General features: G+C 68.6%; 16 protein-coding genes, 1 pseudogene and 1 other annotated feature. Of the genes and pseudogenes, 11 read left to right on the top strand and 6 right to left on the bottom strand.

Annotation, left to right across the window (positions count from 1 at the left end; all coding sequences use genetic code 11):
- Nucleotides 1-66: 66 nt before the first annotated feature.
- Nucleotides 67-1,044 carry a diaminopimelate epimerase gene (gene dapF / locus U1739_RS17375; RefSeq protein WP_332709851.1) on the top strand — a complete coding sequence of 326 codons (978 nt, stop codon included), beginning with the start codon at nucleotides 67-69 and terminating at the stop codon, nucleotides 1,042-1,044.
- Here the strand turns inward: dapF and U1739_RS17370 are convergent.
- Entirely contained in the window at nucleotides 991-2,454 is a 1,464-nt protein-coding gene (locus tag U1739_RS17370; RefSeq protein ID WP_332709850.1) for a SulP family inorganic anion transporter, read from the bottom strand. The genes dapF and U1739_RS17370 overlap by 54 nt on opposite strands.
- Before the next feature lie 66 nt (nucleotides 2,455-2,520).
- Nucleotides 2,521-2,576 (bottom strand) — a sequence feature (sul1 is cis-regulatory element that is thought to sense ions involved in sulfur or methionine metabolism; They are found in Alphaproteobacteria).
- Nucleotides 2,577-2,732: 156 nt separating this feature from the next.
- Between U1739_RS17370 and U1739_RS17365 the strand changes: the two genes are divergently transcribed.
- From U1739_RS17365 to U1739_RS17320, 10 genes are all read left to right on the top strand, one after another.
- A complete protein-coding gene (locus U1739_RS17365) occupies nucleotides 2,733-3,137 on the top strand; it encodes a DUF2946 family protein (protein ID WP_332709848.1) in 405 nt (134 codons plus the stop codon).
- Nucleotides 3,138-3,272: 135 nt separating this feature from the next.
- Nucleotides 3,273-5,444: a TonB-dependent receptor gene (locus U1739_RS17360; protein WP_332709847.1), complete on the top strand. Its 2,172-nt coding sequence runs from the start codon at nucleotides 3,273-3,275 to the stop codon at nucleotides 5,442-5,444.
- A gap of 15 nt (nucleotides 5,445-5,459) precedes the next feature.
- Nucleotides 5,460-6,842 (top strand): PepSY-associated TM helix domain-containing protein, encoded by a 1,383-nt coding sequence (locus U1739_RS17355; RefSeq protein ID WP_332709845.1) that lies wholly within the window; start codon nucleotides 5,460-5,462, stop codon nucleotides 6,840-6,842.
- A gap of 156 nt (nucleotides 6,843-6,998) precedes the next feature.
- The gene (locus tag U1739_RS17350) at nucleotides 6,999-7,859 is read left to right on the top strand and encodes a TorF family putative porin (RefSeq protein WP_332709844.1); all 861 of its coding nucleotides are present in this window, start codon (nucleotides 6,999-7,001) and stop codon (nucleotides 7,857-7,859) included.
- 118 nt (nucleotides 7,860-7,977) lie between these two features.
- Nucleotides 7,978-8,067 (top strand): K(+)-transporting ATPase subunit F, encoded by a 90-nt coding sequence (gene kdpF, locus U1739_RS17345; RefSeq protein ID WP_039095929.1) that lies wholly within the window; start codon nucleotides 7,978-7,980, stop codon nucleotides 8,065-8,067.
- 16 nt (nucleotides 8,068-8,083) lie between these two features.
- Nucleotides 8,084-9,787: a potassium-transporting ATPase subunit KdpA gene (gene kdpA / locus U1739_RS17340; RefSeq protein WP_332709843.1), complete on the top strand. Its 1,704-nt coding sequence runs from the start codon at nucleotides 8,084-8,086 to the stop codon at nucleotides 9,785-9,787.
- Between the two features lie 14 nt (nucleotides 9,788-9,801).
- Nucleotides 9,802-11,838, top strand: a complete 2,037-nt coding sequence (gene kdpB / locus U1739_RS17335; protein ID WP_332709842.1) for a potassium-transporting ATPase subunit KdpB — start codon at nucleotides 9,802-9,804, stop codon at nucleotides 11,836-11,838.
- 69 nt (nucleotides 11,839-11,907) lie between these two features.
- Complete coding sequence (kdpC, locus tag U1739_RS17330; protein ID WP_332709841.1) at nucleotides 11,908-12,486, top strand: potassium-transporting ATPase subunit KdpC; 579 nt, start codon at nucleotides 11,908-11,910, stop codon at nucleotides 12,484-12,486.
- Entirely contained in the window at nucleotides 12,483-15,155 is a 2,673-nt protein-coding gene (locus tag U1739_RS17325; RefSeq protein ID WP_332709840.1) for a DUF4118 domain-containing protein, read from the top strand. Before kdpC ends, U1739_RS17325 begins: the two co-directional genes overlap by 4 nt.
- On the top strand, nucleotides 15,155-15,838 hold the full coding sequence (locus U1739_RS17320) for a response regulator transcription factor (RefSeq protein WP_332709839.1): 684 nt from the start codon (nucleotides 15,155-15,157) through the stop codon (nucleotides 15,836-15,838). Before U1739_RS17325 ends, U1739_RS17320 begins: the two co-directional genes overlap by 1 nt.
- A 40-nt stretch (nucleotides 15,839-15,878) precedes the next feature.
- Here the strand turns inward: U1739_RS17320 and U1739_RS21265 are convergent, their stop codons facing one another.
- The 5 genes and pseudogenes from U1739_RS21265 to U1739_RS17300 all read right to left on the bottom strand — a co-directional run bounded on the left by U1739_RS21265 (nucleotide 15,879) and on the right by U1739_RS17300 (nucleotide 23,524).
- Nucleotides 15,879-17,162 (bottom strand): phospholipase D-like domain-containing protein, encoded by a 1,284-nt coding sequence (locus U1739_RS21265; protein WP_443025599.1) that lies wholly within the window; start codon nucleotides 17,160-17,162, stop codon nucleotides 15,879-15,881.
- A gap of 321 nt (nucleotides 17,163-17,483) precedes the next feature.
- Nucleotides 17,484-17,795 (bottom strand): annotated as a pseudogene (locus tag U1739_RS21260) (peptidoglycan-binding domain-containing protein); the annotation flags it as partial.
- A 361-nt stretch (nucleotides 17,796-18,156) separates the two neighbouring features.
- Entirely contained in the window at nucleotides 18,157-18,567 is a 411-nt protein-coding gene (locus U1739_RS17310) for a hypothetical protein (protein ID WP_332709837.1), read from the bottom strand.
- A gap of 1 nt (nucleotide 18,568) precedes the next feature.
- Nucleotides 18,569-23,041, bottom strand: a complete 4,473-nt coding sequence (locus U1739_RS17305; RefSeq protein ID WP_332709836.1) for a S8 family serine peptidase — start codon at nucleotides 23,039-23,041, stop codon at nucleotides 18,569-18,571.
- 21 nt (nucleotides 23,042-23,062) lie between these two features.
- Nucleotides 23,063-23,524, bottom strand: coding sequence for a hypothetical protein (locus U1739_RS17300; protein WP_332709835.1), 462 nt, complete (start codon nucleotides 23,522-23,524; stop codon nucleotides 23,063-23,065).
- Between the last annotated feature and the right edge of the window lie 4 nt (nucleotides 23,525-23,528).

Raw genomic sequence — 23,528 nt, 5'->3', positions numbered from 1 at the left:
ATTGATCCAAGCCGTGCGTCCGTGCCCTAGTTGCGGGCGTCGCGGCGCGCGCATAGGGACAGCGGCATGAACTTCGACTTCGTCAAATGCCACGGCTCGGGCAACGATTTCCCGCTGATCGACGCGCGCGGCAGCGCGCTGGATGCCGCCGCCTGGGCCAGCGTGGCGCGCGCGTTGGCCGATCGCAACGGCGTGCTCGGCGGCGACGGCATCTTGCTCCTAACCGCCGGCGACAAGAGCCATCCGTTCGGCATGACCATGCTCAACACCGATGGCTCGGAGGCGGAGACCTGCCTCAACGGCGTGCGCTGCGTGGCGCGCGCCGGGTTCGAGGCGCTCGGCCTGACGCGCGCCGCGGTGCGCCTGCAGACGTCGGTCGCGCAGGCCGAATTGGACGCGCCGCTGGCCCCCGGCGTGTATACCGTGCGCGAGGTCGCCGGACCTGCGTCGCTCGATGTCGCCGTCTGGCCGCTGACCGGCATGGGGCCGGAGATCGTCGAGCAGACCATCCCCATGCTGCCCAGTTTGCGCACCTTCACTGCCGTAGCCATGCCCAACCCGCATCTGGTCAGCTTCGTCGAGCAGATCGACGAGGCGGAACTGGTCCGCGTGGGCGAGGTCTGCGAAGCGGCGCCTTATTGGTTGCCCAACCGCGCCAACGTGTCGTTCGTCGAGCAGCGCGGCGGCGACCTGTTCGTGCGCACGCACGAACGCGGCGTCGGCCTGACCGACAGTTGCGGCAGCGCCATGGCCGCGTCGACTTTTGCCGCATGCCTCACCGGCCGGGTACCGTTCGGGACCGAGATCGCCGTGTTCAACCGCGGGGGGCTGGTGCGCGCGCAGGCCGAGAGCGACGGCATGGTGCGGCTGTCGGGCAATGCCACCTGGGAATTCGCCGGCACGGTCGAGGTCGATCTCGCGACCGGCCTGGCCAGCGATCTGCTGATCACGCGGCGCTACCCGCAAGAGATCGCCGCCTGGGCCGCGCTGTCAGGACATGCCGGGGGCATGGCGATCGACGAGCACGGCACTGGCGGCGTTTAGCCCGATCAGCGCGACCTCGGTCCCGTGGCGGCGCATCTTGGTCACCACCTCCTCCAGCGCGCCGACCGCTGTGATGTCCCATAGATGCGCTGCCGTGAGGTCGATGCGGACGTGGCGCGCGGTGTCGCCGAGCGCGAAACGGTCGGCGAAAATCTCCGCGCTGGCGAAGAAGATCTGCCCGCTGACGGTATAACACCGCGTATCGCTGGCCGCGTCATAATCCACGGTCACGTCCATCAGCCTGGTCACCTTGAAGGCGAAGAACACGCCGCTGAGCAACACCCCGACGCCCACGCCGGCGGACAGATCGTGCGTCGCCACGGTCACCGCCACCGTTGCCAGCATCACCGCGCCGGACACTTTGGGATGGCGCGCGAGATCGCCGAGCGAGGCCCAGGAGAAGGTGCTGACCGAGACCATGATCATGATCGCCACCAACGCCGCCACCGGTACCTGCGCCACCCATGGCCGGAGCGGCACCATCACGACGAGCAGGAACACGCCGGCGACCAAGGTCGAAAGCCGCCCCCTCCCGCCATAACGGACATTGCCGACGGTCTGGCCGATCATGCCGCAGCCGGCGATCCCGCCAAACAGCCCCGCCGCGATGTTGGCCAGGCCGAGCCCGGTGCATTCGCGCGCCTTGGAACTGGTGGTGTCGGTAAGATCGTCGACCACGCGCGCGGTCATCATCGATTCGAGCAGCCCCACAGCAGCCATGGCCAGCGCATAGGGCGCGACGATGCGCACGGTGTCCCAGGCCAGCGGCACGCCGGGAAACGCCAGCACAGGCAGCGCCGAGGGCAGTCGGCCGAGATCGGCGATCGTAGCGAGCGGCATCGGAAAAGCGATGCTGATCGCGGTGAGCACGATAATGCAGATCAGCGGCGAGGGAATCGCCGTGGAGACCCGCGGCAGCAGGTAGATGATCGCCAGCCCCGCGGCGATCATCGCATAGCTGTGCCAGGTCACGCCGAGCATCTGCGGCACCTGCGCCGAGAAGATCAGGATGGCGAGCGCGTTGACGAAACCGGTGCGCACCGAGCGCGACACGAAGCGCATCAGCACGTCGAGCTTCAACAGCCCGAACAGGATCTGCAGCAGCCCGGCGAGGATCGTCGCGGCGAGCAGATAGGACAGGCCATGGCTGTGCACCAGGGCGGCAGCGACCAACGCGACCGAGCCGGCGGCGCCCGAGATCATCGCCGGGCGCCCGCCGGACACGGCGATGACGATGCCGATCACGAACGAGGCGAACAGGCCGACCTCGGGGTCGATCCCGGCCACGGCGGAAAAGGCGATCACTTCGGGGATCAGGGCGAAGGTGCCGACCATGCCGGCTAGGACGTCGCGGCGCGCAGCGGCGGGGCTGTCGGCCCATTGCCGGGCGTAACGGGAGAGGATGGTCATAGCAGATGTCCGCAAAGGTCGCATGGGCGCCGGCGGTGCGGCGCGGCGTCGGTGGCATGCGAAGTGCGTTGTCCGGCGGATCGGCGGCCGGAAGAGCCACCCGGAATTGCACCGGGTCCTGGCGAATGCGCCGCCCCTAGCGCGGGCGCGGGGAACGGGCAAGCGTCGTCCGCCCGGATCCGATGGCCGTCGTGCCGCTCGGCGGCCGCCACCATCGCGCCGCCCCATGGGCATTATGTCCGGGTGACATCGGCCTGATCGAGGCCTAGGCCGCCTGCGTGACCTCGCTCCGCCACCACCTCCGCGATCACCGTCTGCTGGCGATGTGGCTGATTGCCGCGGCGTTGCTCATGAAGGTCATCGTGCCCGCCGGCTTCATGCCAATCGTGTCGGCGAACGGCATCACCATCGAACTCTGCTCGGGCTTCGCCCCCACCAAGATGGTCATGGCGATGCCCGGCATGACGCATCATCAGGACAAGCCGGCGCAAGGCAAGGACCTGCCCTGCGCCTTTTCCGGCCTGTCGACGCCGTCCATGGCGGCGACCGACCCGCTGCTGCTGGCCATCGCCCTGGCCTTCATCCTCGCCACGGTCTTTCGCGTCATGGCCAGCGCGCGGGTATCGCTGCCCGCCTTTCTGCGACCGCCGTTGCGCGGGCCGCCCGTGTCCCTGACGTCGTGACCTGACCGGCTTCGGCCGGTCGATCACGCTGGCGCCGCCGATGCGCGGCGGCCTCCGTGCGCGGCCCCGCCGCGTCGATAACGGCATTCGTGCCGGCCCGCGTCGCGCGTGCCGGCCAGACCGACAGGGACTATCATGCTCAACCATCTCGTCGCCGCCTCGGCGTCGATCCTTGCGCTCGCCGCCCCCGCCGGGGCGGCCGACCAGGACGATGCGGCGGGGCCCTCCGATATCGTCGTCACCGGGCAGCGCGATCCGCGCCAGCGCGATCAACCGAGCGCAACCGGCAGCCGCCTCGGCCTGACCGATCGCGAGACTCCGGCGACCATCGACGTCGTCACCCAGGCCATGATGCAGGCCAAGGGCCTGCGCACGGCGGTCGAAATATTCGATAGCGTGCCCGGCGTGGTGGCTGGCCTGCTGCCCGGCGAACCGGCCAGCGCCACGATCCGCGGTTTCTCGACCGGCGCGGTGTCCTATCTGTTCGATGGCATGCGCGTGGCCGATTCCACCATCCTCAACCGCAATTACGACAGCTTCAATTTCGCCCGGATCGAGGTGCTCAAGGGCCCGGCGTCGATCCTCTATGGCGATGGCGCGCTGGCCGGCGCGATCAATTTCGTGCCCAAAAAGCCCAATGTCGACGCCACCCAGGTCGATGCGCTGGCGAGTTACGGCAGCTTCGATACGATGCGGCTCGGCCTGGGCATCAACCAGCCACTGTCCTCCACCGCGGCCTTCCGCACCGATCTCAGCATGGCCCGCAGCGCCGGCTATGTCGACGATACCGACACGCGCACGATCCAATCGACCTCCAGCCTGGTGCTCACGCCCAGCGACCGGCTGACCGTGCTGCTGGCGTTCGACTATTTCCAGGATCGCAACCGGACGCCCTATCAAGGCACGCCGCTCGTCCCCGGCAGCATCGCCCGCAGTCCCTCGAGCGTCGTGCAGACCAGCAATGGCTATGTTCTCGATCGGGCGATGCGCGACGAGAATTACAATGTCGCCGATGGTCGCATGGATTCGGACTCATCATGGGGCCGTGCCCGCATCGCCTATGCGCTGACCGAAGCCTGGACGCTGACCGACGAGGCCAACATCAATCACGGCACACGCGAGTGGGAGAATTCCGAGGACTTTTCTTATAATGAGATGAGCGGGCGGCTCGATCGCAGCACCACCAAAATCTATCACGATCACGATTTTTGGTCGAACCGCGCCTATCTGACGGGCGATGTCCAGCTCGCCGGACGGCGCAACCGCATCAACATCGGCGCCGAATATAACCAGACTAGCTTCGCCACCATCCGGCGCTTCGGCGACACCATCTCCGTCAGCCTGATCGATCCGGCACGCGGCACTTTCCCCGCCGATGTCGCGGCGAACTTCCCTGGCGCCGGCAACCGCGCCGATTTCGCGTCGACGGTGAAAAGCTGGGCGCTGTTCGGCGACGACGCGCTCAACTTGACGGACAAGTGGCTGCTGCTCGCCGGGCTGCGCGTCGATCATATCGTGCTCGATCGGCGCATCGACGATCTCAATGTCGGCACCCGCCAAACCTTCGGTCGCACCTTCGATGCCGTCTCCGGCAGGGTCGGCACGGTCTATGACGTGGCGTCCAAGACGCAGCTCTACGCGCAATACAGCCACGCCGTCACGCCGGTCGGATCGCTCTTATTGTCTAACGTGCTGCGCGCCAGCGTCGATCTGACCAAGGGCGACGCGGTCGAAGCCGGGTTCAAGGCCGATCTGTTCGGCGACCGCGTGACGCTGACCGCGGCCGGCTATTGGCTCCGGCAGAGCGGCATTCTCACGCGCGATCCGAACCAGCCGAGCGTACAGCTCCAGGGTGGCGCGCAATCGTCGCGCGGGGTCGAACTGGCGCTGACCGGTGCCCTCACACGCCACCTGACGATCGACGCCAATGGCGCGTTGCTCAAGGCGCGCTACGACGATCTGACCGGCGCCGGCGGCGTCGATCTGTCGGGCAACCGGCCCGTCAACGTGCCGCAGCGGCTCGCCAACGTGACGCTGTTCTACACCGTCGCGGCGACACCGCTGACCGTCAGCGGCACCGTGCGCCACGTCGGCCGCATCTATACCAGCGCGGCCAACGACGTGGCGGTGGCCGGCTATACCCTGTTCGAGGCGGCGCTTAGCTACCGCCTGCCCCGGGCCACGATAATGCTGCGCGGCCGCAACCTGGCCAATGCCTTCTACGCCTATTGGTCGGGCTATAGCGACCGCCAAGTCTATATCGGCGCGCCGCGCAGCGTCGATGTCACCTTGTCCACCCGCTTCTGATCGGGAGCCGAACCGATGGCCACCCGCTTGCCCGCCTCCCGGGCGTATCGCGCGATCTGGCGCTGGCATTTCTATGCCGGCCTGATCGTCGCGCCGTTCCTGCTCATCCTCAGCATCACCGGCGCAATCTATCTGTTCAACGACGAGATCAACGATGCGCTGTACCCCGCACAGCGCTTCGTCGCCCCGCACGGCATCGGCCTGCCGCCGTCGCGCCTGATCGGGGCCGCACTGCACGCGCATCCGGGCAGCGCGACGCGCATCGATCTCCCCCCGGCCGGCACCCGCTCGGCAATCGTGTTCGTCACGCCAGTGCGCGGCGATGCGCTGCGCGTCGCGGTCGATCCGGGCAGCGGCCGCGTGCTCGGCGCGACCGTCTATAGCCATACGCTGGTCGGTTTCGCCGATGAGATGCACGGCTCGCTAACCATCGGCACGCTGGGCGACCGCATTGTCGAACTGGCCGCCTGCTGGGCGCTCGTGCTGATCGCCACCGGCCTCTATCTGTGGTGGCCGCGCGGGCGGCGCGGCCTGGCCGGGATCGCCTATCCCCGCCTGCGCGCCGGCGGGCGGCTGTTCTGGCGCGATCTGCACGCCGTGACCGGCGCCTGGGCGCTCGCCTTGATCGCCTTCCTGATCGTCACCGGTCTGCCCTGGGCCGGGATCGAAGGCGATCTGCTCAAGCGCGGCACCGCCGCGCTCGGCATCGGCTATCCGCAGTCCAACCGAACCTATGCTGCCCCGGTCAGCCAGCCGATGAAGGCGGCGCTCGGCGACGCGCCCTGGACGATGGAACAGGCGCCGATGCCGGCCTCGACGCCGGCCCATGGCGGCCATGCCGGGCACGACCAGCCGCGGGGCGGCCGCGACGATGCCGCGGTCGCCGGAAGCGACCGGATCGCGGCCGCGCTCGCCCGCAATCATGGCCTGACGGGCGATTACCGCCTGTTCCTGCCCAACGGCTCGACCGGCGTCTACACCGCTTATACCTATCCCGATCGCCCGCAGGGGCAGCGCACGCTGTATTTTGATCGCTGGAGCGGCACGCTGATCCGCGAGATCGGCTATGGCGATTATGGCTGGGCGGCCAAGGCGATCGAACTGGGCGTCCAGCTCCACATGGGCAATTATTTCGGCCTGGCCAACCAATTGGTCATGCTCGCCACCTGCCTGGCGATCGTGCTGCTGGTGTTCAGCGGCGTGGTGATGTGGTGGAAGCACCGCCCCGCCGGCCGGCTCGCCGCCCCGCCCAAAGTCGCCGCCGCGCCGGTACGCGGCGCGCTCGTCATCCTGCTCGTCGCGGCGCTGCTGCTGCCGTTGCTCGGCGCCTCGCTCTTGGCCGTATGGGCGATCGATCACGTGGTCGAAACCGTGCGACGACGCCGCGTACCAGCCTAGCCGAAAGGTCACCGGCTCGGCTGCCAATCCGCCAACTATATGCCGGCACTATGCGAAAGGCCGGAATCGCTCTCGAATTCAAACGCGGTGACCGCCTAATTGCCCACCCTCAAGGCGCCGCACCTTTCCGCGGCCGTCACTCCGTTGGGGGCAGACATGAACTTCCGTTATCCGGTCATCGCCGCAGCTTTCCTCGCGCTGCCGATCGCCGCGCACGCTCAAACCGCCGCGCCGGGCGAGACCGCACCGCCGCCGGCGATCACCGTCACCGGCTCGGCCGCGATCGCTTCCGACTATCGCTTCCGCGGCGTGTCGCAGTCCGATCGGGAAATGGCGGTGCAAGGCGGCATCACCATCGCCCACGATAGCGGCTTCTATATCGGCACCTGGGCCTCCAACCTGGCCGGCTGGGGCACGTTCGGCGGCGCCAATATGGAGCTCGATCTGATCGGCGGCTACAAGGCCAAGCTGGCCGACAATGCCACGCTAGATGCCGGGCTCACCTGGTATGTCTATCCCGGCGGCGCCGACAAGACCGACTTTGCTGAACCCTATGTCAAGCTAAGCGGCACGACCGGCCCCGCCACGCTCACCGCCAGCGTGGCCTATGCGCCCAAGCAGCAGGCGCTCGGCCGCTGGTACCGCACCGGCGCCGATGCCGCCGCCGGCATCTATACCAATCCCGGCGCCAAGGACGACAATCTCTACGTCGCCGGCGACGGCGCGCTGGCCATCGCCGGCACGCCGCTCACCGCCAAGGCGCATATCGGCCATAGCTGGGGCCAGGACGGTCTCGGCCCCAACGCCACTGCTGTTTCGCCGACGGGCAAGTACTGGGACTGGTCGCTCGGCGCGGACGCCACCTGGCACAACCTCACGCTCAACGTCTCGTACGTCGGCACCGACATTTCGAACCGTGACGCCGCCTATCTCCGCCCGAGCTTCAGCAAGGGCCAGGACGGCACCGGCAACATCGCCGGCGGCACCGCCGTCGTGTCGCTGACCGCCGCTTTCTGAGGAATTGACCGATGGAAGACCTTCTGTGGATCGCCGTGATGGTCGGGCTGGTGGCGCTGACGCTCGCCTATGTCCGGCTGTGCGACAACGCCTGACCCCCAAGCTTTAGGACACGCCCATGACGCTTGACCTCTGGCTCGCCGCGATCACCGCGCTCGGGCTGCTTCTCTATCTCGTGGCGGTCCTGATCCGCCCCGAACGCTTCTAGAAAGGAGCGCCTTCACATGACTATCCAGGGATGGATCCTGATCCTCGGCTTCGTCGCCATTCTCCTCGCGCTGACCAAGCCGATGGGGACCTGGCTGTTCGCCCTCTATGAGGGGCGGCGCACGCCCCTCCATATCGTGCTCGGCCCCGTCGAGCGCGGTTTCTACAAGCTGTCGGGGATCGACCCGCAGGCCGAGCGGGGCTGGCGGCGTTACGCGCTGCACATGCTGCTGTTCAACGTCGCGCTGATGGCGCTGACCTATGCCGTGCTGCGCCTGCAGGGCGTGTTGCCGGGCAACCCGCAGGGCCTGCCGGGCCTGAGCGGGCATCTCGCGTTCAACACCGCGGCCAGCTTCACCACCAACACCAATTGGCAGAGCTATGGCGGCGAATCGACCATGTCGAACTTCAGCCAGATGTTCGGCCTGACGATCCACAACTTTCTCTCCGCCGCCACCGGCATCGCCTTGGCCTTCGCATTGTTCCGCGGTTTCGCGCGGCGCTCGAGCGCGACGATCGGCAATTTCTGGGCCGATATGACGCGCGTAACGCTGTACGTGCTGCTCCCGCTCTGCGTTGCCCTGACCATATTCTACATCGCCAGCGGCGTGCCGCAGACGCTGGCCGGCACGGTCGAAGTCACCACGCTCGAAGGGGTCAAGCAGACGCTCGCACTCGGCCCGGTGGCGAGCCAGGAAGCGATCAAGATGCTCGGCACCAATGGTGGCGGCTTCTTCAACGCCAATAGCGCCCACCCGTTCGAAAACCCGACGGCGCTGACCAACCTGGTGCAGATGCTGTCGATCTTCCTGATCGGCTTCGGACTGACCTGGACGTTCGGCAAGGCGGTCGGCAACACCCGGCAAGGCTGGGCGATCCTCTCCGCCATGCTGATCCTGTTCCTGGTCGGCGTCGGCGTGACCTATGCCCAAGAGGCCGCGGGCAACCCGATCGTCCACCAATTGGGCGTGGCCGGTGGCAATATGGAGGGCAAGGAAGTCCGCTTCGGCATCGCCGCCAGCGCCTTGTTCTCGGTCATCACCACGGCGGCCTCGTGCGGCGCGGTCAACGCCATGCATGACAGCTTCACCGCGCTTGGCGGCATGGTCCCGCTGATCAACATGCAGTTGGGCGAGGTCGTGATCGGCGGCGTCGGCGCAGGCATTTACGGCTTCCTGCTGTTCGCCATCCTGGCGGTGTTCGTCGCCGGGCTGATGGTTGGCCGCACGCCCGAATATGTCGGCAAGAAGATCGAAAGCCGGGAGGTGAAACTGGCCGTGCTGGCGATCGCCATCCTGCCGCTGATCATCCTTGGCTTCACCGCGATCAGCGCGGTGCTGCCCGCCGGGCTGGCCGGGCCGCTCAACAAGGGCCCGCACGGCTTTTCGGAGCTGCTATACGCCTTCACCAGCGGAGTCGCCAATAACGGCTCGGCCTTTGCCGGCCTGACCGCCAACACGCCTTATTATAACGGCCTGCTCGGCGTGGCGATGTGGCTCGGGCGCTTCTTCATCATCGTGCCGATGCTGGCCATCGCCGGCAGCCTCGCGGCGAAGAAATACACCCCGGAAAGCGCCGGCTCGTTCCCGACGACAGGCGGCCTGTGGGTCGGCCTGCTGGTCGGCACGATCCTGATCCTGGGCGGCCTCACCTTCCTCCCGAGCCTCGCGCTCGGTCCGATCGCCGATCATCTCGCGATGATCAGCGGCAAAACCTTCTGACGGGACCTGGCCACATGGCACGCACCGCAACAAAATCCCTGTTCACCGCAGACCTGATCGTTCCGGCGATCGGCGACGCCTTCCGCAAACTCGATCCGCGGCAATTGATCCGCAACCCAGTGATGTTCGTCACCGCCGTCGTCGCCGCGCTGATGACCGTCCTGCTCGTGATCGGGCAGGATGGGCTAAGCACCGGCTTCAAACTCCAATTGGTCGTCTGGCTGTGGCTGACCGTGCTGTTCGGCACCTTCGCCGAGGCGCTGGCCGAGGGCCGCGGCAAGGCGCAGGCGGCATCTTTGCGCGATACCAAGGCCGATCTGCGCGCCAAACTGCTCTCGGGGGTCGCCGATACCTGGGAAATGGTGCCCGCCAGCCGGCTCCGCGCCGGGGACGAAGTGCTTGTGCAAACCGGCGATCTGATCCCGGCCGACGGCGAAGTCTTCGGCGGTGTCGCCTCGGTCAACGAAGCGGCAATCACCGGCGAAAGCGCGCCGGTGATCCGCGAGGCGGGCGGCGATCGCTCCGCAGTGACCGCGGGCACGCGCGTCATTTCCGATGAGATCCGCGTGCGCGTGACGGCCAATCCCGGCGAGGGCTTTCTCGATCGCATGATCGCCTTGGTCGAAGGCGCCGAGCGTCAGAAGACCCCCAACGAGATCGCGCTAACCCTGCTGCTCGTCGGCCTGACGATCATCTTCCTGATCGCGGTCGGCACGATCCCGGGCTTCGCCGCTTATGCCGGCGGCAGCGTGCCGGTGGCGATGCTTGCCGCGTTGCTCATCACGCTGATCCCCACCACCATCGCCGCTCTGCTGTCGGCGATCGGCATCGCCGGCATGGACCGGTTGGTGCGCTACAATGTGCTGGCCAAATCCGGCCGCGCGGTGGAGGCGGCAGGCGATATCGACGTGCTGTTGCTCGACAAGACCGGCACGATCACCATCGGCGATCGCCAGGCGAGCGAATTCCGTCCCGTCGGCGGCGTCGGCGATGGCGAACTGGCCGAAGCGGCGTTGCTCGCCAGCCTGGCCGACGAAACCCCCGAAGGCCGCTCGATCGTCGTGCTCGCGCGGGACAAGTTCGCCGTCACGCTGGCCGAGCTGCCTGTCGGCGCGGAAGTCGTTCCGTTCACCGCGCAGACGCGCATCTCCGGGGTCCGCGCCAACAGCGCGCTGATCCAGAAGGGCGCGGTCGATTCGATCCTCAGGGCCAATCCCGGTGCGGGGCAAACGGCGGCGGCAACCGAACTGCGCCGCGTCACCGACGAGATCGCCCGCGCCGGCGGCACGCCGCTGGCGGTGGCCAAGGATGGCCGGTTGCTTGGCGCGATCTTCCTCAAGGACGTGGTGAAAGCGGGCATTCGCGAGCGCTTCGGCGAATTGCGCACCATGGGCATCCGCACGGTAATGATCACCGGCGACAATCCGCTCACCGCCGCGGCGATTGCCGCCGAGGCCGGGGTGGACGATTTCCTGGCGCAAGCCACGCCCGAGGACAAATTGGCGCTGATCCGCAAGGAGCAGGAAGGCGGCAAGCTCGTCGCGATGTGTGGTGACGGCACCAACGACGCGCCGGCGCTCGCCCAGTCCGATGTCGGCGTGGCGATGAACACCGGCACGCAGGCGGCGCGCGAGGCGGGCAACATGGTCGATCTCGACAGCGACCCGACCAAGCTGATCGAGATCGTAGGGCTAGGCAAACAGTTGCTGATGACGCGCGGCGCGCTCACCACGTTCTCGGTGGCGAACGACGTGGCGAAATATTTCGCCATCATCCCGGCGATCTTCGTGGCGCTCTATCCGGGGCTCGCCGTGCTCAACGTGATGGGGCTGTCGAGCCCGCAAAGCGCGATCCTCTCGGCGATCATCTTCAACGCGGTGATCATCCCCTTGCTCGTGCCGCTCGCGCTGAAGGGCGTGAAATACACGCCGATGGCGGCCGGCCCGCTGCTCGCGCGCAACCTCACCGTCTACGGCCTGGGCGGCCTGATCGCCCCGTTCGTCGGCATCAAGATCATCGACCTGGCCGTTGGCGGCCTTGGTCTTGCCTGAAGTGTTCACCCGCGAAGGCGGGTGCCCAGACTGGGTCCCCGCCTTCGCGGGGACACAAGGAGTTACACAATGACGTCCGATTTCACTTCCGCTCTCCGCCCCGCCCTCGTCATGACGATCCTGTTCGCCATCCTGCTCGGGATCGCTTATCCCCTCGCCATGACGGGCGTCGGACAGGTTATCTTCCCGCACCAGGCCAATGGCAGCCTGGTCACGCAGGACGGCAAGGTCGTCGGCTCGACCGTGATCGGCCAGGCCTTCACCTCCGATCGCTACTTCCAGACCCGCCCTTCGGCCGCCGGCAAAGGCTATGACGGGCTGGCCTCGTCCGGCTCCAATCTCGGGCCGACGTCACAAGCCCTGGTCGATCGCATCATGCCGGACGTCGCCAAGCGCCGCGACGAAGGCGTCACCGGCCCGCTGCCCGCCGATCTCGCCACCGCCTCGGGCTCCGGCCTCGATCCCGATCTGTCCCCCGCTGCCGCAATGGCACAGGTCGCGCGCGTCGCGCGTGTACGACACCTATCGGTGGCGCGGGTCGATGCGCTCGTCCAGGCGCATACCGAAACGTCCTTGTTCGGCATTCTCGGTGATCCCACCGTCAACGTGTTCGCGCTCAACCGCGCGCTGGATGCCAGCGCCGGATGAACGAGCCCTCCGACCGACCATCGCCCGAGGCCCTTCTGCGACAGGCGTCGCAGGAGGGCCTCGGGCGTTTGAAGATCTTCCTCGGCGCCGCCCCCGGCGTTGGTAAGACGTTCGAGATGCTGTCCGAAGGCGCCGAGCGGCGGCGCGCAGGCGTCGATACGGTGATCGGCGTGGTCGAAACGCACGGCCGCGCCGAGACCGAGGCGCTGACGCGCAATTACGAGATCGTGCCCCGCCGCGCAGTGGCCTATGAAGGCCATAGCATCGACGAGATGGATCTCGACGCGATCCTCGAGCGCGCGCCGCGCCTCGTGCTGGTCGACGAGCTCGCCCACACCAACGCCCCCGGCAGCCGTCACCCCAAACGCTATCAGGATGTCGAGGAGTTGCTCGCCGCCGGGATCGACGTCTATTCCACGGTCAACATCCAGCATGTCGAAAGCCTCAACGACGTCGTCGCCTCGTTCACCCGCGTCCGCGTGCGCGAAACGGTGCCCGACAGCATTCTCGAACAGGCCGAGATCGAAGTCGTCGATATCCCGCCCGACGAACTGATCGAGCGCCTCAAGGCCGGCAAGGTCTATCTGCCGCACGAAGCGACCCGCGCGCTCTCCCACTTCTTCTCCAAGTCAAACCTGTCGGCATTGCGCGAACTGGCTTTGCGCCGCGCCGCCCAGGCGGTCGATGCGCAGATGCTGGAGCATGTCCGCGCGCTCGGCGTCGGCGGCACCTGGGCAGGCGGCGAGCGCATCGTCGTCGCGGTCAGCGAACTGCCCGGCGCGGACGGGTTGGTGCGCGCCACCAAGCGCATCGCCGATGCGCTGCACGCGCCGTGGACCGCCGTCTATATCGAGACGCCGCGCGCGCGGAACTTCGGCGATGCCGAACACCGCCGGCTGGCTGCGGTCTTTAACCTCGCCACGCAACTCGGCGGCGCCGTCGCCACCGTGCCCGCGGCGCAGGTCGTCGAGGGGTTGCAGACCTTCGCCAGCGACGCGCGCGCAACGCAATTGGTGGTCGGCAAATCCGCCCGTTCGCGGCTGTTCGAACTGCGCCATGGCTCGGTCGTCGATCGCCTGGTGCGCGACACGCCCGGCATCGCGGTGCACGTCTTGCCGCTCGACCGGCGCGGCGCCGCGCCGTCGCGCCCCCGCCGGCGCGCCGGCGCCTGGGGCAGCAAGGCGGGCTATGCCTGGACCAGCCTGATGGTCGCCGCCGTCACCGGCCTGGCCAGCGCTGTGTTCCACATCCTCGATCTTGGCAACGTCGCCTTATTGTACCTGCTGCCGGTGATGGCCGCGGCCAGCCTGTTCGGCCTGCGCACCGGATTGTTCGCCGGTATCGCCTCCAGCCTCGCGTACAATTTCTTCTTCCTGCCGCCGACCGGCACGCTGACCATCAGCAATCCCGAAAACGTCATTTCGGTGCTCGTCTTGCTCGGCGTCGCCTTCGCCACCAGCCAGCTTACCGCCCGGGTCCGCGCCCAGGCCGACATGGCCGCCGCCAGCGCGCGCACCAATGCCGCGCTCGCCGGCTTCCTGCGGCAATTAAGCAGCGTCAACGATCCGTCCGACGCCGCGCGCATGATCTGCGAGGATATCGCCCAGCTGTTCGCCGTGCAGACCGTATTGCTCGGCGCGATGCCGGGTGCCGGCCTCACCGTTCAGGCGGCAAGCAACCCGGCCTATCGGCTCGACACGATGGATCTCGCCGCGGCCAATTGGGCGTTCGACGCGGGCAGCGCGGCGGGCAAGGGATCGGGCACGCTGGCCGCCTCGGAATGGCTGTTCACCCCGATCCGCGCCGGTGATCGCACGCTCGCCGTGCTCGGCATCGCGCGCGACGATGCCGGCGATCCGGTGCGGGCCGATCAACTGCCCTTGCTCACCAGCCTGGTTGACCAGTCCGCCTTGGTGCTGGAGCGCCTGCGGCTCGAAACCGAGATGCGCGATGTCGATGCCGTGCGCACCCGCGATCGGCTGCGCGCCGCCTTGCTCTCCTCGGTCAGCCACGATCTGCGCACCCCGCTCACCGCCGTGATCGCCGCCGCCGACCAATTGGAGCACGGCGCCACGCCCGCCTTGATCGATACGATCAAGAACGAAGCCGCGCGGCTCAACCGCTTCGTCGGCAATCTGCTCGACATGGCCCGGGTCGAGGCCGGCGCACTCAAGCTCAAGCTCGAGGCGACCGATCTCAGCGACGCTGTCGCCGGCGCCGCGCACGATGCCCGCCGCAACCTCGACGGCCATCCCCTCCAGCTCGATGTACCGCCCGATCTGCCGCTGGTGCGGGTCGATGCGCAATTGCTCCACCATTGCCTGCTCAACCTGCTCGACAATGCCGGGCGCTATGGCGATCCCGGCACGCCGGTGATCATCGAAGGTCGTCACCTGTATGGCGAAATCCGGCTGGCGATCGTCGATCACGGCCCCGGCCTGCCGCCGGGCCGCGAGGCGGAAGTGTTCGAGACGTTCCGCCGGCTCGAAGGATCGGACCGCGCGATCGGCGGCACCGGGCTTGGCCTGGCCATCGTCAAGGCCTTTGCCGAGGCGATGGGCATGACGGTCGAGGCCGGCAATCGCGGCGACCAGCCCGGCGCCGCCTTCACGCTCGTCTTCCCCTCTCCCCTGATCGTGCGCGCCAGCGCACCCGAAAGCGCCGTCTGATGCCCGCCAAGATCCTCGTGATCGACGACGAGATGTCGATCCGCCGGCTGTTGCGCAACACGCTCGAACGCGCCGGTTATGCCGTGGTCGAAGCGATCAACGGTCGCGAGGCGCTGTCCGGCGCCGCGGCCGAGCAGCCCGATGCGATCCTGCTCGATCTCGGCCTGCCCGATCGCGACGGCCTGAGCCTGATCCCGCTGCTGCGCCAGCATGGCGACGTGGTGATCCTGATCGTCTCGGCGCGCGACGCTACCGACGAGAAAGTCGCCGCGCTCGATCTCGGCGCGGACGATTTCGTCACCAAGCCGTTCGACAGCGAGGAATTGCTCGCCCGGCTGCGCGTCGCGCTGCGCCACCGCATCGGGTCGGCCACGCCGCAACGCCTCCGCACCGGCGCGCTGACCATCGACCTGGATCGTCGCAACGTGCTGCGCGACGGCGCCGAGGTCCATCTCACGCGGAAGGAATATGACGTGCTCGCCGTGCTCGCGCGTCATATCGGCCGGGTCGTGACGCATGACCGGATCATCGCCGCCGCCTGGGGCAGCGACGAGGATCCGCGCATCGATTATCTGCGCATCGTCATCCGCAATCTGCGCCAGAAGCTCGAATTTCCCGGGCCCGTGGGCAGCGTGATCGCCAATGAACTCGGCATCGGCTACCGCCTGCGCGCCGAGCCCTGAGCGACCCACCCGTCGCGCGCGCCCGACAAATCGCGCGCCATCAGATCGTCGGGTCGACGACGCCGCGCAGCCGTTCCGCGGCGCGGTCCATCACCGCCTGCCGCAAGCCCGCCGTCGAGGTGAATCCGGTCGGCAGGGTATGATCGAATTCGATCACCCGCGCGCTCGCCGGGCGCGTACCGGCGCGCCACAGCTGCGCGCTGCGCACCCCGTCGCTGACCGCTGCGGCCGACACGCCCAAATGGTGCTGCCACAATGCCATGCGATAGCGTTGCGCGAACGTCTCCCGCGCGTCGCCCGCGCGCCGGTCGTCCTCGAAGATGAACGCGTCGACCTCGCTGTCGAACGTATAGCTGCGGCGGTTGCAATTGGCCGTGCCGATCACCGCCAGTTCGTCGTCGAACACCCAGCTCTTCGAATGGACATAGGTATGGTCGCCGAAGGTCGGCGCGCTCTGGCTGGTGGTGAGCTGGAACACGCCGAGCTTGGCGCGATCGGCCCCGGACCGCGCGGCATCGATCAAGGCCACGAAATCGCGGCGATATTCCTTCGAGAAGGGCGCGTCGGCGAGCGGATTGCCCGGAATCAGGATCGTCACATGGTCGAGTTGCGGAAGCCGGGCGATCAGCGCGCGCGCGGTATCCAGGTCGAACAGATATTGGTCCTCGCAATAGATGAAGCGCTGCGCACTGGCGATCGCTGCGAGCAAGGCCGGCTTGATGGCGCGTTCGGCGACGACCAGCGGCGGCGCCAGGTTGACCGGGTTGAACGTGCGCGCGATCATTACCGACACCGGCCCGCCGAACGGCGCATCGACCGGGCCCGGGCTGGCGATGGCGGCGGGCACGCCGAGCCCGTCGCCGCGCAACGCGCCGAACCGGCTGCGCCCGGGATAATGCTGCCAGCGCGACAGGAAGGTCGATAGCAGGTCGTGCGCGCTTGGCCCGACGATGCGGCAATGCGTGTCGTGATGCGGGTGCCCGGCGCCCGGCTCGACCACGCGGACGCGGTTGGGATTCATGTCGATCCCGCCGCAATAGGCCACCAGCAGAGCGCCGCGTCTGACCACCAGCACTTTCTGGTGATGCGATCCGCCGAGCCGCGCGATATCCGGTTCGATGATGCGCAGGATCACCGAGATGAGCCGCGGATTGAGCCCGACCAGCGCCGCGCCCACCGCCAGCCGGACCCGCGAGGCGGTGGTATTGTTGGTCGTCAGATCGTCCTTGACCGCCTTGCCGCCGCGCAGCGCATTGATGTGGTTGACCGTCTCGGTGGCGCTCAGATCGGCATCGGTGACGATGCCGAACTGGTCCCACAGCATCGCGGCCACCTCCACCCCGCGCCCCGCCGCGGCGGTATAGATGTCGCGGAAGCTGCTCGCCGCGCCGAGCGGAAACGTATCGAAATTGTCCCAGCCAAGCAGATAGATGAAGTCGCGCTCGCCGCTGGTCGCGCTCATGTCCGCCGCCATCGCGTTGAACGTGGCCATGCCGTCGACCAACGCCGCCACGGCATTGCCGGTGCGCAGCACGGTGCGCCCGGTGGCCAGCGGGCGCAGGATCCTCGCCCAGCGGCTGGGATCGACCTGCCCCACCTGCGGCCGCGGCGGGCGCCGCCCGCTCTGCGCGAGCAGGGCGGTCCAGGTGCGCGGGCCGATCACGCCGTCCCATTCCGACGGCAGCCCGGGAAAGGCCACGCGCTGGAACGACACCGTCGCCGCGCGGGTGTGCGGGCCGAACAGGCCGTCGGTGGCCAGCGGGCAATCGGCGATGCCGCTCTCGCCCCGCGCGCGGCGGTCGGCATGGACCTGGTTGAGCCGCTGTTGCGCATCGATCACCGCCGGCCCGCGCGATCCGCTGCGGATCGTCGGACGCGCGGCACCCGGTGGCGCCACCGTCTCGGTATCGAGTCCCGCCCCCAGTTCGGCCGCGCCGAGCGGGCGGATCACGGTCATGTCGGGGTGCAGCAGCCGGTCGGGACCGACCAGGCCGAGCGAGACGCTGCCCGGCCGGCCCGCGGCCAGCGCCTCGACATCGATCGCCTCCGCCGCGCGCGCGCCGAGCGCGACCGGCGCGGTAAGGATGAACGAGCGCCGCACACCGCCAAGCCCCTGCCGTACGATCACGTCGCCGCGGAGCAAGGGCCGGTCGAGCCGCCGCCCGGGCCACGCCACCACCTGCATCGATGGATCGGCGAGATAATCGTGCAGCGTGGCCGGAGCCGCGCCGCCCGCGGCACTGCTGGGGGTGTCGGCACCGCCGGGGGCGCCGGCACCGGGGGCCAGCGGGAAACGAGTATCGGTCATCGCATCCTCCTCATGCCGCGCGGGCGACCTGCGCCAGCACGTCGCGCCGCGCGACCAGCTCGCGCTGTTGCCGGCCAAGCTCGACCGACGCGCTTTCGTCGGCTTCGGTCATCTCGTGGGATTGCGCGCGCGCCAGCGATGCCATCCGCGCCAACAGCCGCCGCGCCACCGCGCGGGCCTCCTGTGGCAAATGTCGGTTCATCCGCGCTACGAAGCTGTCGAGATGCAGGTCGGTCAATTGCAGCCGGTTTGCCGGCCGTGACAGAAACATCTGGTCGAACGCGGCCAGATGCGCGCGCGGATCGGCGTCGATCGCGTCGAGGATCTGCTGGTAGCGCGGGCCGAGCGCGGCGCGGCTGAAATTGCCGCCGACGAACATCATCACGCGTTGGCGGGGCGTCAGGCTTGCGGGCTCGGTCATATCAAAATGTCCCTACCGATGTGTTGCCGGTGGTTGCGCTGGCGGGATTGATCGTCACCGGATCCCGCACCATTGGCAGCCGCCCCACGCGGCGGCGGCGCATCCAGTTGAAGGTATTCTCATCGTTCGGATCGGTGTCGGGATCGGCAGTGAACAGCGTTTGGATCCGCCGATAGGTACTGACATTGGGCGCAATCCCGCCCGGCGCGTTGGTATTGAACGTGAAGAACCGCATGTCCTGCGGACTGTCTTCCCGATTGGCCAGCACGTGATTGAGTTCGTGCGCCAGCGTCTCGAGATCGGGGTTGAGATCGATGTGCTGGAAGATGAACATACGGTTGCCGTGCAGCGCCGCCTGCGTCTGGGTCAGGGCGGCATAGGCGTTGAACGCCGGGTCCCCGCTCGCATCGCGCTGGATCCGGCAGAAGCACACGGTAATCGTGTCGTCGGGCGTGGTCGGGATCAGCAGGTCGAGCACCAGACGCTCGGCGGGAGTGTCGAGGTCGCCGGTATAGTCGCCGTTCGCGTCCCTGGCGCCCGCCGGCAGCGCAAGATCGCTCGTCGGCCCCCGGTCGATCCGCAACCCGGTCTGCGCCCAGCGCCGATTGGCGTGGACGAATTGCGCGTCGATCAGCGCGCGCACGGCCGGCGTCGCCGTCAGGCCGAGGTGCACGACGCGCAGCGCCACGCGCCGCCGGCTCTCGGGATTGCGCCGGAACACCGGCAGCGTCACCGCGACGGCGCCGCCCGCCGCGGCGGTATAGTCCGCGCCCACCGAGCCGTCGAGCGTCGTGCGGCGCAGCCGGTGGTTGCTCTGCCCGCGGTTGCGCAGGCCGGTATCCGGCCCCGCGGTCAGCCCCGAATCGGTCGCCTGCGCGGCATCGGTATCGTCGGTCACCAGCATCAGCGCGCGCGACACGAAGATCTTCGATCCTGGCGCGGTCTCGGTCAGCGTCACGTTCTGCGAGGCCGGGGCATCGTCATCCGCGCCGGCCGCCGTCAACGTGCGCCAGCGCGCCGTGACGGTCGATCCGGTCGCGCTGCGATCGCTCACCCTTAGGTAGAAGCGGCGACGGTCGGCACCGACGAAATTGTTCGCCTCGGCCGCATCGTTGCGGACCGCTCCGGCGGCGGTATAGGCCCGGTCCCAAATCCCGAACATCAACGCGGTGGCGACGGGCGCGCGCCCATCGACGCGGTGATCGCCGTCATCGTCGAGCACGAACTCGATCGTCGCGGCGGCCACCGGTTGCGGCCGCGGCGGCACCGGCACGACGAACGCGAAATCGCTCAGCACCTGCACGCGCCGGCTCTGCTCGGCATCGGCCAGCGGTTCGCTTTCGCCGCGGCTGGCGACATCGATCACCAAGCTCGCCGGCGCCGGCCGCCCGGTCATGCGCAGGATCGCCGCCAGGATTTCGCGCCGCACCGCTCCGGCGCGGCGCGTGCCGAGCGCGATATTTTCCGCCTCCGAACCGACCGCATCGGTATGGCCGATCAGTTCGAGATGCCTGACCGGCGTCGCGCTGCTCTGGCTCTCGCTGATGCAGCGCGCGATGCCGATGATCTGCGGCTGGTGGCGGGGCAGGATGTCGGCCGAACCAAACTCGAAATGATCGATCTGCTGCTCGCGCGGCAGGCCCGGGCAGCGCGTCGGCAGCACGATCTGGTGAACCTCGGCGCCGCTGGCAGTGATCAACGCCGCCCAGCTGCGCGGGCCGATCACCCCGTCCCACTCGCCCGGCTGGCCGGGAAAGGCGGTGCGCTGGAACGCCACCGTCGCGGCGCGGGTATTGCCGCCGAACACGCCGTCGACGCTCAGCGGGCACCGCTCCAGCCCCCCCTGCCCACCGGCGATGCGCGTCGCGTGCACCGTGTTGAGCCGGGTCTGCGCCTCGGTCACCGCGGGCCCGCGCGAGCCTTGGCGGATCGTCGGCCGCGGCACGATCGGCGGGTCGCTTTCGCCCGGATCAGACTCAGCGCGCGAGCGCACGATCAGCACATCGTCGAGCAACAGCCCGTCGGGCCCGGCGATCCGTTCGAACCCGTCCTCGCCGATCACTTCGGCATAGAAACCGCCTTCGCGCGCGCGACCACGCCCGCGTCCCGAGGCCCGCTTGAGCGCGCCGGCGCGGTGCAGTCCCGGCCGCGTGACCAGCTTGGCCCGGCGGCGATGCTTGCCACGCAGGATCACGTCGCCGGCCAGCAAGGGCGCGACCAGCCGCGTGCCGGGAAAGCCCACGATCTGCGTCGACGGCACTTGCGGATTGACCGCCACGTTGACCAGCGCCTTGGGATCCACGGCGGGCACTGGCGGCACGGGCGCCTGCGGCGGCGCCGTGGCGGCAGGCTCGCTGCCGGGCTCGAAACCGGGCGTCGGGTCATACCCTGTCGTCGGGTCGTATCCGGGTGCCGGGTCGGGCGCTGCGGCGGGATCTGGCGCCGCTGGTTCTGCAGCTGGGTCGGTGGTCGCCACATCCGCCTCAATGCTCTCGCGCTGCGCCACCGAAATCGGCGGTTGCGGCGGCAGATCCAGCATCTCGCGCAATTCGGCGTCGCTGAATTGCGACAGGATCAATTGCTCGGGGGTCGGCCGGCTGGTGCGGCGCCCCTTGGTCCAGCGCCGCTCGTCGTCGCTCACCGGCGGGCCGACGGTGACCGATTCGGCGGCTTCGACCTGGTCCCGTTCCATGACGCATAGCTCCTCTGCTGCCGGCGCCGGCGCGCGCGCGGGGGTGACTGATGGATCATCGCGCAACTGCCGTGCCGCGGCGACCGCGGCGGCGATATCGAGTACGCCGTAGCCCCAGCGGTCGCGCTGCTCGGGATCGGCCGGCGCCGACGGGCCGAGTGCGGCGAACAAGGCGTTGCGCAGCGCCGCGATCGGCACGTGCTGCGCTGCCTGCAGCATCAGCGCGACCGTGCCGGTGACATGCGGCGCGGCCATGCTGGTGCCGCTCATCCGCACATAGCTGGGCGGCTCATGCGGCGACAGCCGCGAGCGGACCGAAAGGATGCGCACCCCCGGCGCGACCAGCAGCGGCTTGCGCCGCCCGTCGCGGGTCGGCCCGGTGCTCGAAAACGGCGCCATCGCCTGATCGGGATCGTGTCCGTCATACGCGCCGACCGCGATCGTGCGCAGCGCGTTGCAGATGCTCCCGGTGGTGGCCATGGGCGAGGCGCTGCCCGGCGCGAACACTGCCTGGCAGGCCGGGCAGGCGGCGTTGCGCTCGATCCAGGCATGCCAGCGCCCGTCGGCGACGTCGCGCCCGCGAATCTCGATCTCCCACCGCCCGGCCGGCGCCATCGGGCGCAGCACCAACGCGATCAGGTTATCGCCATTATTGGGGTCGAGCCCGCGATGATAGAGCCGCGCAAGTTCCGCCCCGTCGCGATCCCGCACCACCGCGCTGGCGCCCAGTTCAGCCGTCGCCACGCCACCGCCCGGTGCGACGATGCGCGCGCCGAACCGGTCGGTGCCCTCATACCAGATCTCCACCGTGGCCGGATGCGCGTCGCTGCGCGGCAGCTCGAACGGCAGGTGCGCGCTCTGCCCCTCGCGCAGCCGCCCCTCCATATGCACGTTGCGCGAATAATAATTGCCCGTGCTTTGTACCACCACAGTGCCCGGGCGGTTGACGATCAGCCAGTCGATCGCGCGTTCCACCAGCAGGGTGCCGTCATGCGGCCCGGCATGCCGCCCGATGCTCATATTGAGCGCGATCGGCCGCCCTTCCGCCGTGCGCACGACGAAGTCGATCGCCTCGAGCAGGTCGATCGAATTGCCGAGATCGCCAACGCCCGGGCCGAGATGGACGAACACCAGATCGGCTTCCGGCGCGATGCCGCACGGTCCCCCGGCGCGGCCATTGCCTGCGGCGATGCCCAGCACATGCGTGCCATGCGACGCCGCCGCCGGGCGATAGTCCAACGCTGCAAACGGATCGTCGCTGCTCAGCGCATGGTCGATCGCGGCGCGGCGATGGATCCGGCCATAGCCATAAGGCTGCGGCACGCCATCGGCGCGCTGGTCCCACAGGCCGATCAGCCGCGTGCTGCCATCGGCGTTGCGGAAATCGGGATGCGCGAAGTCGAGCCCCCAGTCGATCACCGCCACGACCACGCCGCGCCCCGTTTCGGCCAGCCCAGCCGGGCGCCGCACGTCGCTGTCGATCTCGCTCGGGTCGGCTTCGCTCAAGCCCGGTTCGCTGGGCATCGGGCGATCGGCAAATGGATGCGGGGCGCCGTCCATCTCGCCGGCATAGACGCGCGGCGCCTTCAGGCTGGCGACCGCGGGATGGGCATGGATCGCCGCCAGTGCACCGCGCGGCGCGCGCCCGGTGGCGACATCGCCGAACAGGGCGATCAGCCGCAGCCCCGGCGGCGGCGGGCTGCCGGGCTGCAGCCGGACGATCACCGCGACGATCTCGTCGGGCCCGCCACCGGCAATCAACTCCTGCAGCCCGGGGTCCATGATCGCGTTCCTGCCCGGCCGCTACTTCTTGGTCGCCATGGCGGGCACGCCCGATTTGGCGGCGTTCAGCGCCTCGAGCGCTTTCTGCGCCTCGCTTGCCGCCTGTTGCGCTACCGCCGCCGCCTTCTGCGCGACATCGGCGGCGTTGCGCGCGTCGATCGCCGCGGTGTCGGCATAGCGTCGCGAATCCGCCGCGGCCTGTTCCGATTGCTCGGCCGCCGCCTTGGCGTCTTCGGCATAATCGGCCGCCGATTGCGCGGATTCGATCGCGCCATCCTTCTCCGCCGGGTCCTTCTCGGTCTGGTCCGACTCGCCCGGCTTGGTATCGCTGCGCGCCATCGATCGCGCCGCAGCGATCGCCAGCACCGGATTGCCGATCGTATAGGCAATCAGGCTCAGCCGGCCGAGATCCTGCTCGGGGACGCCGAACGACGTCCCCGCCGCGCGCCCGAGCATGAGCGCGTTCAACTGTTGCTGTGACATATCG

Origin of the sequence: Parasphingomonas puruogangriensis, from assembly GCF_036663635.1 — a bacterium.
GTDB lineage: Bacteria > Pseudomonadota > Alphaproteobacteria > Sphingomonadales > Sphingomonadaceae > Sphingomonas.
This window is presented reverse-complemented; position numbering and strand designations above follow the sequence as displayed.